Below are 13,257 nucleotides of genomic sequence, written 5' to 3' on the forward strand. Positions count from 1 at the left end.
CGGGGAACGTGTAGGTCGAATTAACAGGCACTGGCCTGCCGACGGTTCATCCCCGGCAGCGAGGAAATACGACCATGGGTGTAGTATAGATCGCTGCCGCTGGAAAAATCCAGTGACCGGCCGACTTGTGATTTCTGGTTTGCCTCAGTACGATGTTTCTTAATGGTCGTGCTAAGAGGCATTGCTTGTGAACAGACTGGCTGCTCATATCGCTCGTTGGTTTGCAGATCTAGAGTCTTGGAATTACGTCACCATCGCATTCTGGACGACGCGATTCGTCTGGAAGGGTTGGCGGTATTACCGAAACAGAAAGAAGCGGAGATAACTCAGGATGAATCTTCTGGCGGATGCTTGGCTACCATTCATAACGAAGAGCGGTGAGCGGTGTTATCTATCGCCTCTTAAGATGGCCAGTGCTGATGTCGTTGATCTGGCTCTGCCGCGCGCCGACTTTCAAGGCGCCGCCTACCAATGGCTGATTGGGCTGCTGCAGACTGCCTTGCCGCCCAGGCACCACGTTGACTGGCTAGAGCGTCTGACGCCGCCGGACCAGAAAACTCTGGAAGAGGCCTTTGCCCCGTTCCTGCCTGCCTTTGAATTGGACGGCGATGGCCCCCGTTTCATGCAGGACCTGGACCCGCTGGACGACGCCAAATCGTCGCCGGTGGCCGGGCTGCTGATCGACGCGCCGGGCGCCAACGGCATCAAGAACAATACCGATTTCTTCGTCAAGCGCGGCGGCACCGAGGTGATGTGCCCGGACTGCGCAGCCATGGCCTTGTTCACCATGCAGATCAACGCGCCGTCCGGGGGCGCGGGCTACCGGGTCGGCCTGCGCGGCGGCGGCCCTCTGACCACGCTGATTCTTCCCGAGGATGGCAACGCCAGTCTTTGGCAGCGGCTGTGGCTGAACGTGATGCCGGCGTCGGTGTTCGACCGTGACGGGCAGTCCTACACCGAGCCCTCGGCGGAGGAGGGCACTCTGTTTCCCTGGATGGTTCCCACCCTGGAAAGCAAGGCCAAAAATACCGAAGTGTTCCCGGAACACATGCATCCATTGCATCCGTATTGGGCCATGCCGAGACGCTTCCGTTTGATGATCGAAGACCGCCCCTGCCGCTGCGATTTGTGTGGCCGTGAGGCAGACCGCAGCGTACGCGGGGTGAAGGCCAAGAATTATGGCGCCAACTATGCCGGGCCCTGGCTGCACCCGCTCACTCCCTATCGCACGGACCCGAAAAAACCCCAAGAGCCGCCCTTGTCCAGCAAGGGCCAGCCGGGGGGCATCGGTTACCGCAATTGGCCCTACCTGGTGCTGCCAGACCCGGCCAATACCGGAGCGCTGCCGGCGACGGTGGTCCGTGATTTCCTCGGGGCCAAGTATCAGATCAGCAAAGATGAAAGGGCCTGGGGAAAAAACGTGGAGGCTCTGCTGACGAGGCCCCGGCTTTGGGTGTTCGGTTATGACATGGACAACATGAAAGCCCGCTGTTGGTACGGCACGGAAATGCCGTTGGTGATACTGCCGGAGGCCCTCCAGGACGTCTTTCGCCAGGTGGTGCAGCATTTCTGCGAGCTGACCCGCCAAGTGGTTTGGTTCACGCGTATGCAAATTAAGAACGCCTGGTTCGAGCGCCCCGGCGATACCAAGGGCGACACTTCGTACCTGGAGGCGCAGTTATACGAGAACACCGAGGGTGCCTTCTTCCAGGCGCTAGAAAGCATCAAGGCGGTGTTGATCGAGCACGGTGAAACAGCCGACCTGAGCGGCCCCGCCGACGCCTGGTTCCGGGCCCTGCGCGCCGCCTCACTGGCACTGTTCGAAGACCAGGTGCTGACCGCCGCCCAGGAGGCGCTGAATTGGCCGCGCGTGGTGTCCGCAAGGGGCCGCCTGCTGGCTTTCCTGAGCGGGCAGGGCAAGGGCGCCAAACCGATTACGAAGTTCGCCAGCGAATACGATGTTCCTCTGACGCGCAGCGAACGCGATACCAACAAGCGGGAGGAGGCGGTATGACCGAGATGGAGCTTGAAAACCCACGGAAGAAAGACGCGCGGATAGAGCGCTGTCACGTTCTCTCCGGCCACGAAGCATGGGCGGTGCGCGACTGGTGGCAGCGGCTGACTCTGGCCCCCGAGATGCTGAAGAAACAGGGTTCCCGGCCAGGCTGGTCAAAAGGCGTGCGCGCCGAGTTGCGCCGTTGCGACCGCCCGGAAGCCGCGCTGCTCACCGAGGGCTTTCGGCATCTTTGGGACGCGTTGGATCGTGATGAAACCCGAAAGGATCAGCTCTATGTCTGGGCCGGGGTCGCCATGGTCTTGTCGGAGCTGCGCGACGAGCAGGCCGGCGTTAGCCTGGCCGCCGAAGCGGGCAAACAAAAAGGCGATACCAAAAAGCCACGCATGAGCGAACTACGTTTTCAGCAACTGATGGAATGCCATTCCTTCGAGGAACTGCTGATGCGGCTCCGGCGTGCCCTGGCGCTGGTCAACAAGGAAGGCGTCAGCGTGGTGTCCCTGGCCGACGATATTCTGCAGTGGTGGAAGGAAAACGAGAGCCCGTGGCGGCCCGAACGGCCCACGCAGGGGGTGGCGTTCCGCTGGGCCAATGACTATTTCCGGCAAGTAGCCGGCTACCGCTCGAACAACGACTGAATTTTCACTCATTATAAATAGGGATGTGCCATGACTCATTTCATTCAAATGCATCTGCTGACGTCCTACCCGCCGGCCAATCTCAACCGGGACGACCTGGGGCGCCCTAAGACGGCGATGATGGGGGGCAGGAAGCGGCTGCGGGTATCCTCGCAAAGCCTGAAGCGTACCTGGCGCACCTCCGCGCTGTTTGAGGAAGCATTGGGGGAGCATTGCGGTAAGCGCACCAAGAAAGTGGGGCTTAACGCGGCCGCGGATCTGATCGGCAAGGGCGTCGATGAAAAAAAGGCGAATCAATGGGCGCTGGAGATCGCCAAGGTGTTCGGCGATGTGGAGAAAGGCAAGCTGGAAACCAGTCAGTTGGTACACATCGGCCCCGAGGAACAGACCGCGGTGAACGCCTTGGTGGCTACGCTGGCGGGGGAAGATCGGGCGCCGGAAAAAGATGAGTTGGTGGCCTTGCGGCACCATACCAGCGCCGTGGACGTGGCCCTGTTTGGCCGCATGCTGGCCGCGTCACCGTCTTTCAATGTGGATGCGGCCTGTCAGGTGGCGCACGCCATTACCGTGCACGCCGCCGAAGTGGAGGACGACTATTTCACCGCCGTGGACGACCTGAACACCGGCGAGGAACATCGCGGTGCAGCCCATGTGGGCGACGCGGGTTTTGGCGCCGGCCTGTTTTATTCCTATGTCTGTATCGATCGTCATGCTCTTGAGGAGAATCTAAAGGGCGACCGGAACCTGGCGGATCGGGCTATTGCCGCGCTGCTGGAAGCCGCCGTACGTACCTCACCCAAAGGCAAGCAGAACAGCTTTGGCTCCCGGGCTCACGCCAGCTATGTGCTGGTGGAAGCCGGCGATCAGCAGCCTCGCTCGCTGTCGGTGTCGTTCTTGAAGCCGGTGGGCGGTGACAACCAGGCGCTGGATGCCATTCAGCGTCTTGAACGTCAGGTGAGTGCCTTTGACGGCGCCTATGGCGCCGGTGCCGATCGTCGCTTCGTGCTGTCCGCCGAGCCGGACTACCCGGGCGCGCCTGAAGGCATGACGTCCGGGGATCTCGCTTCGCTGATCGAGTTTCTGAAGGCGGATCGCTAGGGGGCGCCATGAGCGAGTATCTTGTCTTCCGCCTGTACGCGCCGCTGGCCAGTTGGGGCGAAGCGGCGGTGGGCGAAACGCGCCCGTCGGGCACTTGCCCGGGCCGCGGTGCGGTGCTTGGCCTGCTGGGCGCGGCGCTTGGTGTGCGCCGTGACGATGCGGAAGGGCAGGCGGCTTTGTTCGGTGGCTTTAGGGTGGCGGTGAAGCAATACCGTGCCGGCTCTTTACTGAGCGATTATCACACCGCCCAGGTGCCCGCCTCGCAGTCGAAGGTCCGCTATCACACCCGCCGGGATGAGCTGAATGCGCCCCGCAAAGTGATCAATACCATTCTCTCCAGTCGGCAGTATCGCTGTGACGGCCTGTGGACGGTGGCGGTACAGGCTACTCCGGCGGTTCGGCAGGATCTGTCGACGCTTCGCGCGGCGTTGCTCAAGCCGGTGTTCCCTCTCTATTTGGGGCGTCGGGCCTGTCCTTTGGCGGCGCCACTGGCACCCGAAGTGGTGGAGCGCGACAGTTTAAAGGCGGCCCTGGACCACCAGTTCGAGCCGTTGCTCACCGGTCAGCAAGCCTGGTTGCGTGACGACACGGCTTGTCTGTATGCCTGGGAAGGCGCGGCCACGGACCTGGACGGCGACGATCGTCATGTTGAAAGCAACGACGTTTGGGATGACCCGCTCAACCGAGACCGCTGGCAGTTTGGCCCGCGCAAGGCATTCCGTCGCTATCAAGACGCCCGGGAGGTGGCCTGATGCATCTCTCTCGCGTTCGTGTCGATCTCAATGGTCTCGGCCGCGATGATCTGTTCGCGGTCATGGGCGGCGAGCCTTATGGCACGCACCAATTGCTATGGCGTTTATTCCCGGATTACACCGGGCCGAGGCCTTTTTTGTTCCGCCAGGAAATGGAAGACGGCGCCGATGGCGAAGGCCGCTGCAAGGGGCTGCCGTTGTTTTATATGCTTTCCCAGCAAACGCCGGTGGCGCTGCCGGGCCTGTTGGACGTGGAGAGCAAGTCCTTCGCGCCGCGCCTGGATGCGGGGGAAACCCTGGCGTTTCGATTGCGCGCCAACCCCACGGTGTCGCATCGCGTCGATGGGCAAAAACACTCCCGCCGCAGTGATGTACTGATGCACGCCAAATCGGCGTTTGCGCTGGACCAGCGCGCCAGCCAGGAGTGTAAGGACGCCATGGACGCGGCCGCGTGCCAGTGGCTGGCCGGGCAGGGCGAGAAGCACGGGTTTGCATTGTGCGGGCCACCGGAGGTCAGTGGTTATCGTCAACACAACCTGGGTCGCCGAAAAAAGGGTAAGCCGATTCAATTCTCGGGCGTTGACTATAGCGGCAAGCTGGAGGTGACCGACCCCGAGGCTTTCTTGGCATCACTGACGCAAGGCCTGGGACGTTCCAAGGCATTTGGTTTCGGCATGATGATGATCCGGCGTCCCTGACCATGGCGTTCGTGCCGCTCAAACCCATTCCCATCAAGGATCGCGTTTCGATGATGTTCGTCGCCTACGGGCGCATTGATGTGAAAGACGGCGCCTTCGTGGTGGTCGACGAGGTCAACGGGGAGCGGATGCACATTCCCGTCGGCTCGGTGGCGTGCATCATGCTGGAACCGGGCACCCGTGTCTCCCATGCGGCGGTCAAGCTGGCCGCGGTGACCGGCACCTTGCTGATCTGGGTTGGCGAGGCTGGCGTCCGGCTTTATGCCAGCGGGCAGCCCGGTGGCGCCCGCTCCGACAAGCTGCTCTATCAGGCGAAGCTCGCCCTCGATCCGGACCTGAGGCTCAAGGTTGTACGCCGTATGTTCGAGCAGCGGTTCGGCGAACCGGCTCCGGAGCGACGCAGCGTGGACCAGCTGCGAGGTATCGAGGGCGCGCGGGTACGCAAAATCTACGAGCTGATGGCGAAACAGTACGGCGTGGTCTGGAAGGGGCGGCGTTACGACCCCAAGGAATGGGACAAGTCCGATGTGGTCAATCAGTGCCTCAGTGCCGCCACCGCCTGTCTGTACGGTGTCACCGAAGCGGCGGTGCTGGCCGCCGGGTACGCACCGGCGGTGGGGTTCGTTCACTCCGGCAAGCCGCTGTCATTCGTTTACGACATCGCCGACCTGTTCAAATTCGATACCGTGGTGCCGGTCGCCTTTCGCATCGCGGCCAGTAAACCGGTTACCCCGGACCGGGCCGTGCGCGTCGCCTGTCGCGATGTCTTCCGGCAAAGCAAATTGCTCAAGCGCATCATCCCCGCCATTGAGGACGTCCTCGCCGCCGGCGGTATTGAGCCACCGCCCCCACCGGAAGACAGCCAGCCACCCGCCATTCCCGAACCGCAATCCCCGGCCGACAGCGGGCACAGGAGCCAGGGATGAGTATGCTGGTGGTGGTGACCGAGAATGTACCGCCGAGATTGCGCGGACGCCTTGCCGTCTGGCTGCTTGAGATACGCGCCGGCGTGTACGTTGGCGACGTCAGCAAACGCCTTCGTGAGATGATTTGGGAACAAGCCCAGGAACTGGCCGAAGACGGCAATGTGGCGTTCTGCTGGGCCACCAATACTGAATCCGGCTTCGACTTCCAGACCTGCGGTCAGAATCGCCGTGTTCCCGTCGATCACGATGGCCTGCGACTGGTCTCCTTTCTACCCGTCGACGAATCGTCGTCCTCCTGATTTCCCCTCTTTAATAATGCGCATTTTTTGACCGATTTATTCGGTGGATTTTCTGCCCCTGATTTTTTCCTTTTAGATCAGTAGGATACATTTAGAGTGTTCCCCACAGGCGTGGGGATGAACCGCGAGGTTGGCGGTTGACCAGCCCTTGTTCACGGTGTTCCCCACAGGCGTGGGGATGAACCGCCATCATCGGGGCGATGCTTAGCCGTCGATCCGTGTTCCCCACAGGCGTGGGGATGAACCGCCGGCGGGCTTTGGGTGCTGTTCGTTCTGGTCGTGTTCCCCACAGGCGTGGGGATGAACCGGCCATGGCGGCGTCACGACAGGTGGCCGGAAAGTGTTCCCCACAGGCGTGGGGATGAACCGGGCCGGCCACAGCCGGCGGGCGACCGGCTGGCGTGTTCCCCACAGGCGTGGGGATGAACCGCGATTTCGCACGCTGGGCAGACGCCGCCCTGTGTGTTCCCCACAGGCGTGGGGATGAACCGGGCATTCCGCTTCCATTCGGCTGCGCCCCATTGTGTTCCCCACAGGCGTGGGGATGAACCGCACCAACTGCAGCGGAACAGCGATGGCAGAACGTGTTCCCCACAGGCGTGGGGATGAACCGAAAACCAAGGCCTCCGGCAAGGCGCCAGCCAAGTGTTCCCCACAGGCGTGGGGATGAACCGTCCCACGGTTGCGTAAAAAACCAGCGGATCAAGTGTTCCCCACAGGCGTGGGGATGAACCGCCGGGCACCCTGGCACGATTCATCCGCCCGCCGTGTTCCCCACAGGCGTGGGGATGAACCGTTTCATACGCCTAGAGGGGCTTCCCTCCTATAGTGTTCCCCACAGGCGTGGGGATGAACCGTCGAATCCCTCTCATCAGCGATCGGCGCCTCAAGTGTTCCCCACAGGCGTGGGGATAAATCGGTGTCGGGGTGTTTTACCGCGAGGCTGGATCGCGACTGAAGTCGCTCCTACCGCGTTCTAGCGCGCTTTGGCGGCGACGTTTTCGGCCAGGGCGAGGGCGGCGGTGAGGCCGGGGGATTCGATGCCGAGCAGGTTGATCAGGCCGTCCAGGCCGTGATCGCGGTGATCCTGGATCAGGAAGTCCGGGTAGGGGTCGCCGTGCATTCGCAGCTTGGGGCGCACGCCGGCGTAGTCCGGGCGCAGGGCGCCGTGGGGCAGGGCCGGCCAGTAGCGGCGCACCGCTTGCTCGAAGGCCGGCCGGCGCGCCTCGTCGACGTGGTAGTTGGACGCCGGGATCCATTCCACGTCCGGGCCGAAGCGGGCGCGGCCGGCCAGGTCCAGGGTGAGGTGGACGCCCAGGCCGTGGGCCTCGGGCAGGGGGTAGATCAGCCGTTGGCTGGGCGCCGGTCCGTTGAGGGCGAAGTAGCTGCCTTTGGCGAAGCCCTGGTCCGGGCGCTGCCGGTCGGGGAAGCCTTCCATGGCCGCCACCAGGGGCACGGCACCGAGGCCGGCGGCGTTGATCAGCCGCTCGCAGGCCAGGTCCACGGTGCCGTCCGGCGTCGCCACCTCCAGCCGGAAATCCCCGGGCGCGCAGCGTACCGCCGTCACCCGGTGGCGGGGCGCGAGCAGGGCGCCGCCGTCTTCCGCTTCGCGCGCCAGGCTGGCCATCAGGCCGTGGCTGTCGACGATGCCGCTGTGGGCGGAGAACAGTGCCCGCTCGCCGGCCAGCCAGGGCTCTTCCCGGCGCAGGGTGTCCCGGTCCCATTCCGTCAGGCCGGTGGCGCCGGCGGCGCGGGCGTTGTCGTGCAGCCGTTGCAGGGCGTCCCGCTGGCCGGGGCCGGCGACGATCAGCTTGCCGCAGCGCCGGTGGCCGATGCCGCGCATCTCGCAGTATTCATGGAGGAGGGCGTTGCCGCGCAGGCAGGCGCGGGCCTTGAGGGAGTCCGGCGGGTAGTAGAGCCCGCCGTGGATCACCTCGCTGTTGCGCGAGGAAAGGTGCTCGCCGAAATGGGCCTCGTGTTCGAGCACCACCGGCGCCTGGCCGGCCCGGGCCAGGGCCCGGGCGATGGCCAGACCGACAACGCCGGCGCCGATGATGACGGTGCCGACGGTGTCCATCAGTCCGCGCCGTCCCCGGTGGCCTGGCGGGCGTGTTCGTCGCGGATGGCGTTGTCGTAGAACAGGTAGCGGGAGGTTTCGTAGAAACCCCGGGCCAGGTTGAACAGGTGCTCGTAGGTTTCCGGCTGCTCCTCGGAGCGGTCCTGTTCCGGGTTGTCGCTATACAGCTCATGCAGGCTGGCGGCTTCGCCGTCGTGGTTGAGCCGCGCCAGATGGTCGGCGGTGACCGCGCCGATCTGCGGCGCCGGCCCTTCGCGCAGCACCACGAAGGCGGTGCGGTCGCCTTCCGGTGCCGGTTGCTGGATGTCCCGGCCCAGGGTGGTGTTGTCGTAGTCCTGGCCGATCAGGCCGGCCACCGTGGGCATCACGTCGATCAGGCTCACCGCTTCGCGTATGTGGCGGGGTTCGAGCAGCGCCGGCGCGTAGATCATATGCGGCACATGGTGGCTCTCCAGGCCGAGCACTTCCTGGAAGCGGGGCATGTGGGGCAGGGTGGTGATGCGGTTGTTGTGGTCGCCGAAGAACACGAAGAGGGTGTTGTCGAAGTAACCGCTTTCCCGGGCCATTTCCATGTAGCGGCCGACGTTGTAGTCGAGCAGCCGCACGGCGTTGTACTGGGCGGCGTTGCGGAAGCCGTTGGCGCGCAGCTCCTCCTCGGACAGGTCGTCACGGACCTGGAAGTCGTCGTTGTTGGGCGGAATGGTGAACGGCCGGTGGTTGCCGGCGGTCTGGATGAAGGCGAAGAACGGCTGGTCCTCGGGGATCTGTTCGAGAATGGCGTTGGATTCCTTGAACAGCTCCAGGTCGGAGATGCCCCAGACGTCCACGTTGCCGCCTTTCCAGTCGCCTTCCTCGTACAGCTCCAGGCCCTGGATGCTGCGCGTGAGCAGCCCTTCCAGGTTGGCCCAGCCGGCGTTGCCGCCCACCATGTAGAGCTTCCGGTAGCCATCCAGCTGATTGACGATCATGCGTTGATGGCCGATCAGCGGGTTGCGGCTGGCGGTTTCCTCCGGGGCCACGTCGGGGATACCGGTGAGGAACGCCCAGATGCTCTTGGCGGTGCCGGTGACCGGCACGTAGAAGTGCTCGAAGAACCAGCCGTCCTCGGCGATGCGGTCCAGGTTGGGGGTGGGATCGAAAGGCGTGCCATAGGCTCCCACGCGGCTGGCGCCCAGGGATTCCAGCATCACCACCACGATGTTGGGCGGCCGTTGCGGGTCCAGGCGATGGGGCTGGACCGCCACGTGGCGTTCGTAGTTGAGCTCGCCCCGGCGTTCGGCGGGCAGGTCCAGGAAGTCCGCCATCATCGGGTAGTAGCGTTTCACCGCGTCCAGATCATAGGGGTCGGCGTCCAGCTGGCTGGTGTCGTAGAGGAACAGCACCGGGTTCAGGCCCAGGGCGGCGACCGCCTTGTCGCCGGACGCGAAGGCGTCGCTCCAGCGCAGAGGTACCGGGTTCTCCCAGTTGATGTGGGTGACCCGGCCGAGCAGGCCGAACACCACCAGCACGAACACGATGGCGCCGCCGGCCCACAGAGAGCGGGCGCGGATGCGCCGGGCCGGGCGTTTCAGCAGGCGCCGGCCGAGCACCGCGAACAGCCAGGCCATCAGGGCGGTGAGGCCGAGCCAGCCCAGGGTGATCCACACCACCGGGTAGCTCTCCCACACCATCTGCGTGGAGATGGCGGTGTCTTCCAGGAAGCGCAGGGCGGTGACGTTGAGCCGGTCACCGAGATAGACGTAGTGGCCGAAGTCGAGAATGTAGATCAGCACCACCACCAGCGTGGCCAGGGTCAGATAGGCCTGGGCGAGCCCGCGCATGAAGGCGGAGGTGGCCAGGTTGACGCGCGGCAGCCAGGCCAGCACGCACAGCGGCAGCACCAGCAGCAGGGCCAGCCTGAGGTCGAAACGCAAGCCCACGCCCAGCGTCTGCCAGAGCGCGCCGGAAGAGGCGGTCACGGTTTCGCCGACCTCCGAGAAAAACAGGTAGAACACCGCCCGCAGGGCCACCAACAGGACGAAAAACGCCGCCACGCAGGCGGCCAGAAAACGAAGCCGTCGGGACTGCAACCACCCCATGCGTGCCTCCTCGTAAAGGGAATTGACCCGGTTGATCCGGTAAACCGCCCATGGTACTCCCCCTGTCGGGTCGATGCATGGGCCATGATGGCGAATGGGACCGGCGTCAACGCGACCCGTTCCCGGCCCGGAGGACGGGGCGTTTCCATCACCGTGCCGGCGGTGCGATGATAATGGCTCCCTAACGCAGCCGAGCCCGAGCCGCGACATGGTGCGCAGCGAAACCCGCGACGGGGTCACGACCATCACTCTGACCCCGCATTTGTCCGCCGACTGGTCCCAGGTGAAGCGCTTCATGGCGCTGATCGCCGCGGTGGTGTTCGTGGTGGCCGCCGCCTGGACCGCCGCCGGCATCTGGCTGGCGCTGCCGTTCGCCGGCTTCGAGGTGGGCCTGCTGTGTTATCTGATGTACCGGGTGTGTTTCCGGCTCAGCTACCTCTACCAGCGCGTCATCATCGAGCCGCACCGGGTGCGCGTGCAGCAGGGCGTGCGCGGGCCGCCGCGCCGGGAGTGGGAGCTGCGCCGCCCGGACGCGCACCTGCATCTGATCATGCCGGTGAAGGCCATCGATCTGATGCGCCTGCGCCTGTGCGACGACCAGGGCGGCGTGGAACTGGCCGCCTTCCTCAACGGCGAGGGCCGCGAGGAGGCCCGCCAGGCTCTGCGCCGGGCGGGGCTGGTGGAAACCGCCGACCGCTGGTGGGAAACCGCCCGGCCTTGACACTTCCGCGATGGCGACGAAGGAAAGGCGATGAAGTACATCTTCGAAGTGCGCATGAAGGACGGGTACACCGTGGAGGAGTACGCCGAGGCCTGGCGGGAAGCCAGCCGTATGATCCAGCAGAGCCCCGGTGCCCGGGGCACCTACCTGCACCGCAAAATCGGCGAGCCGGACACCCTGCTGGCCATTGCCCACTGGGACTCCAAGGCGCAACGGGACGCCAAGGACGACAGCCGCAGCGCCCGGGTCAAGGCGATCCTGGAAAAACACGCCCGCACCTGCGAGATCACGCCCCTGGGCGAATTCGAGGAACCGGAATGGCAAGTGCCGCCGCAGCCGGGCAGTGGCAATGAGGGGCCGGACAATGAGGCGCCGGACAATGATTAGGCGCGCCGGCGTGATACTGGCGGTGGCGCTGCTGGCGGGCTGCGATTACAGCGACGCGCCCCAGGGCGCGCCTCTGCGGGCACTGGCCGCCCAGCCGGAGCGCTACCAGGAGACCCTGGTGGCCACCAGCGGCGTGGTGCGCGGTTTCGACGATCCGGAGCATTACTGGATCGAGGACGAGGCCCTCAACCGGGTGGAACTGATGCCCCTGACCGTGGCCCGGGACCACCTGGACCAGCGGGTCCAGGTGGTGGGCGAGTTTCATTACGAGCCGGGCCGGGGGCGGTGGCTGGAGGTTCGCGCCCTCAGCCCGCTTTGATCAGCCTTCTACCTTGAACTTCAGCCCGGCGTGCTCGGTGAGCCGCTTGATCAGCTTGTCGCCCAGGGCCGGCGCCGTGGTCCAGATGCCGCCGGCGGTGTCGGTGGCGTCGCGCAGCAGGCACAGGGCGCTTTCGCTGATCATCCGCGAGGTGGAACCGTAGCCCGGGTCCTTGTCGCCGGACACGCTCACCGCCAGTTGCTCGCCCTGGTCGTTGGCGCCGACGAACAGCACGTCGTAGAGGCCGTTTTCGCGCTCTTCCTTGCTCGGGCCCTCGCCGGGTTTGGGGGCGTCCTCGCCGGCCAGGGAGCGGTCCTCGGCGACCGCCTCGGCGGTGGCCTTGCCCTTGTCGCCGTCGCCGGTGAGGATCATTTCGTCATAGACGAAATCCTCGCCGTAGGGATGGCCGAGCAGGAAATTGGAGCGGTGCACGTTGCGGGTGTTGATGGCGGCCATGATGAACGGTGCCGCCCAGCTGCCCAGGGCGTCGTCGTACTCCGGCTTGGCCGCCGGCGGTTGCTCCGGCCCGCTGAAGCCCGGCGTGAGCGCGAACGGGTTGGTGAGCAGGGCGCGGATCTCCGGGTCCTTGGCCGCCGCCAGGGTGGCCTTGAGGCTGGCGGCGGTGCCGCCGGAGAAGGTGCCCTTCATGGCCCGCACCCGGCCCTTGACCCGGTTCAGCGGCGCCAGGCCTTTCTCTTTCGCCTGCTGTTCCAGGAAGAACACGCCCAGGTCGAAGGGGATGGAGTCGAAACCACAGGAAAACACGATGCGCGCGCCGCTCCGTTGGGCGGTGTCGCCGTAGCGGTCGATCATCTGGCGCATCCAGGCGGGCTCGCCGCACAGATCCACGTAATCGGTGCCGGCCTCCGCGCAGGCCTTCACCAGCGGCTCGCCGTAGAGCTGGTAGGGGCCCACCGTGGTCAGCACCAGACGGGTGCGTTCCGCCAGCGCCTTGAGCGTGTCCGGCTGGTCCGCGTCGGCGGTGACCACCGGCACGCTGTCGGCGATGCCCATCTCGGCGCGTACCGCCGCCAGCTTCTCGGCGTTGCGGCCGGCCAGTGCCCATTTCAGGTCGCCGCCGTAGGTCTGGTCCAGGTACTCCGCCACCAGCCGGCCGGTGAAGCCGCTGGCGCCGTAGACGATGAGATCGAATTCTCTCCCATTGCTCATAATCGGCAATCCGTTCTGTTGCGAATGATGCGCTCACTATAGACCCCGGACCGGCCCTCCGTGCAGGGTCGCGAACGGCC

General features: G+C 65.0%; 13 protein-coding genes and 1 CRISPR repeat array. Of the genes, 10 read left to right on the plus strand and 3 right to left on the minus strand.

Annotated features, from left to right (window positions below):
- The first annotated feature begins 331 nt into the window (after positions 1-331).
- The 7 genes from casA to cas2e are packed head-to-tail and all read left to right on the plus strand — an operon-like array spanning position 332 to position 6,425.
- Positions 332-2,014 carry a type I-E CRISPR-associated protein Cse1/CasA gene (casA, locus tag HMJ39_RS02370; protein WP_194296137.1) on the plus strand — a complete coding sequence of 561 codons (1,683 nt, stop codon included), beginning with the start codon at positions 332-334 and terminating at the stop codon, positions 2,012-2,014.
- The gene (gene casB, locus HMJ39_RS02375; protein WP_161384375.1) at positions 2,011-2,652 is read left to right on the plus strand and encodes a type I-E CRISPR-associated protein Cse2/CasB; all 642 of its coding nucleotides are present in this window, start codon (positions 2,011-2,013) and stop codon (positions 2,650-2,652) included. The genes casA and casB overlap by 4 nt, the downstream gene beginning before the upstream one ends.
- Before the next feature lie 30 nt (positions 2,653-2,682).
- On the plus strand, positions 2,683-3,750 hold the full coding sequence (gene cas7e / locus HMJ39_RS02380) for a type I-E CRISPR-associated protein Cas7/Cse4/CasC (protein ID WP_194296138.1): 1,068 nt from the start codon (positions 2,683-2,685) through the stop codon (positions 3,748-3,750).
- A gap of 8 nt (positions 3,751-3,758) precedes the next feature.
- The gene (cas5e, locus tag HMJ39_RS02385) at positions 3,759-4,502 is read left to right on the plus strand and encodes a type I-E CRISPR-associated protein Cas5/CasD (RefSeq protein ID WP_194296139.1); all 744 of its coding nucleotides are present in this window, start codon (positions 3,759-3,761) and stop codon (positions 4,500-4,502) included.
- Positions 4,502-5,200 carry a type I-E CRISPR-associated protein Cas6/Cse3/CasE gene (gene cas6e / locus HMJ39_RS02390; RefSeq protein ID WP_194296140.1) on the plus strand — a complete coding sequence of 233 codons (699 nt, stop codon included), beginning with the start codon at positions 4,502-4,504 and terminating at the stop codon, positions 5,198-5,200. Before cas5e ends, cas6e begins: the two co-directional genes overlap by 1 nt.
- 2 nt (positions 5,201-5,202) lie before the next feature.
- Positions 5,203-6,126: a type I-E CRISPR-associated endonuclease Cas1e gene (gene cas1e / locus HMJ39_RS02395; protein WP_161384371.1), complete on the plus strand. Its 924-nt coding sequence runs from the start codon at positions 5,203-5,205 to the stop codon at positions 6,124-6,126.
- A complete protein-coding gene (gene cas2e, locus HMJ39_RS02400; RefSeq protein ID WP_194296141.1) occupies positions 6,123-6,425 on the plus strand; it encodes a type I-E CRISPR-associated endoribonuclease Cas2e in 303 nt (100 codons plus the stop codon). Before cas1e ends, cas2e begins: the two co-directional genes overlap by 4 nt.
- Positions 6,426-6,521: 96 nt before the next feature.
- Positions 6,522-7,344: a CRISPR direct-repeat array (repeat unit 29 nt; unit sequence GTGTTCCCCACAGGCGTGGGGATGAACCG).
- Between the two features lie 57 nt (positions 7,345-7,401).
- Here the strand turns inward: cas2e and HMJ39_RS02405 are convergent.
- Both HMJ39_RS02405 and HMJ39_RS02410 read right to left on the minus strand, forming a co-directional pair.
- Positions 7,402-8,502, minus strand: coding sequence for an NAD(P)/FAD-dependent oxidoreductase (locus HMJ39_RS02405; protein WP_194296142.1), 1,101 nt, complete (start codon positions 8,500-8,502; stop codon positions 7,402-7,404).
- Positions 8,502-10,580 carry an LTA synthase family protein gene (locus tag HMJ39_RS02410; protein ID WP_194296143.1) on the minus strand — a complete coding sequence of 693 codons (2,079 nt, stop codon included), beginning with the start codon at positions 10,578-10,580 and terminating at the stop codon, positions 8,502-8,504. Before HMJ39_RS02410 ends, HMJ39_RS02405 begins: the two co-directional genes overlap by 1 nt.
- A gap of 208 nt (positions 10,581-10,788) precedes the next feature.
- Between HMJ39_RS02410 and HMJ39_RS02415 the strand changes: the two genes are divergently transcribed.
- The 3 genes from HMJ39_RS02415 to HMJ39_RS02425 are packed head-to-tail and all read left to right on the plus strand — an operon-like array spanning position 10,789 to position 12,007.
- On the plus strand, positions 10,789-11,301 hold the full coding sequence (locus HMJ39_RS02415) for a DUF2244 domain-containing protein (protein WP_194296144.1): 513 nt from the start codon (positions 10,789-10,791) through the stop codon (positions 11,299-11,301).
- A 30-nt stretch (positions 11,302-11,331) separates the two neighbouring features.
- Positions 11,332-11,688: an antibiotic biosynthesis monooxygenase family protein gene (locus tag HMJ39_RS02420; RefSeq protein WP_194296145.1), complete on the plus strand. Its 357-nt coding sequence runs from the start codon at positions 11,332-11,334 to the stop codon at positions 11,686-11,688.
- Positions 11,681-12,007 carry a hypothetical protein gene (locus HMJ39_RS02425; protein ID WP_194296146.1) on the plus strand — a complete coding sequence of 109 codons (327 nt, stop codon included), beginning with the start codon at positions 11,681-11,683 and terminating at the stop codon, positions 12,005-12,007. Before HMJ39_RS02420 ends, HMJ39_RS02425 begins: the two co-directional genes overlap by 8 nt.
- Here HMJ39_RS02425 and HMJ39_RS02430 read toward each other — a convergent pair whose 3' ends face one another.
- A complete protein-coding gene (locus HMJ39_RS02430) occupies positions 12,008-13,177 on the minus strand; it encodes a saccharopine dehydrogenase family protein (RefSeq protein WP_194296147.1) in 1,170 nt (389 codons plus the stop codon).
- Positions 13,178-13,257 lie beyond the last annotated feature (80 nt).

The organism is Alloalcanivorax profundimaris, from assembly GCF_015265435.1.
Taxonomy (GTDB): Bacteria; Pseudomonadota; Gammaproteobacteria; order Pseudomonadales; family Alcanivoracaceae; genus Alloalcanivorax; species Alloalcanivorax profundimaris.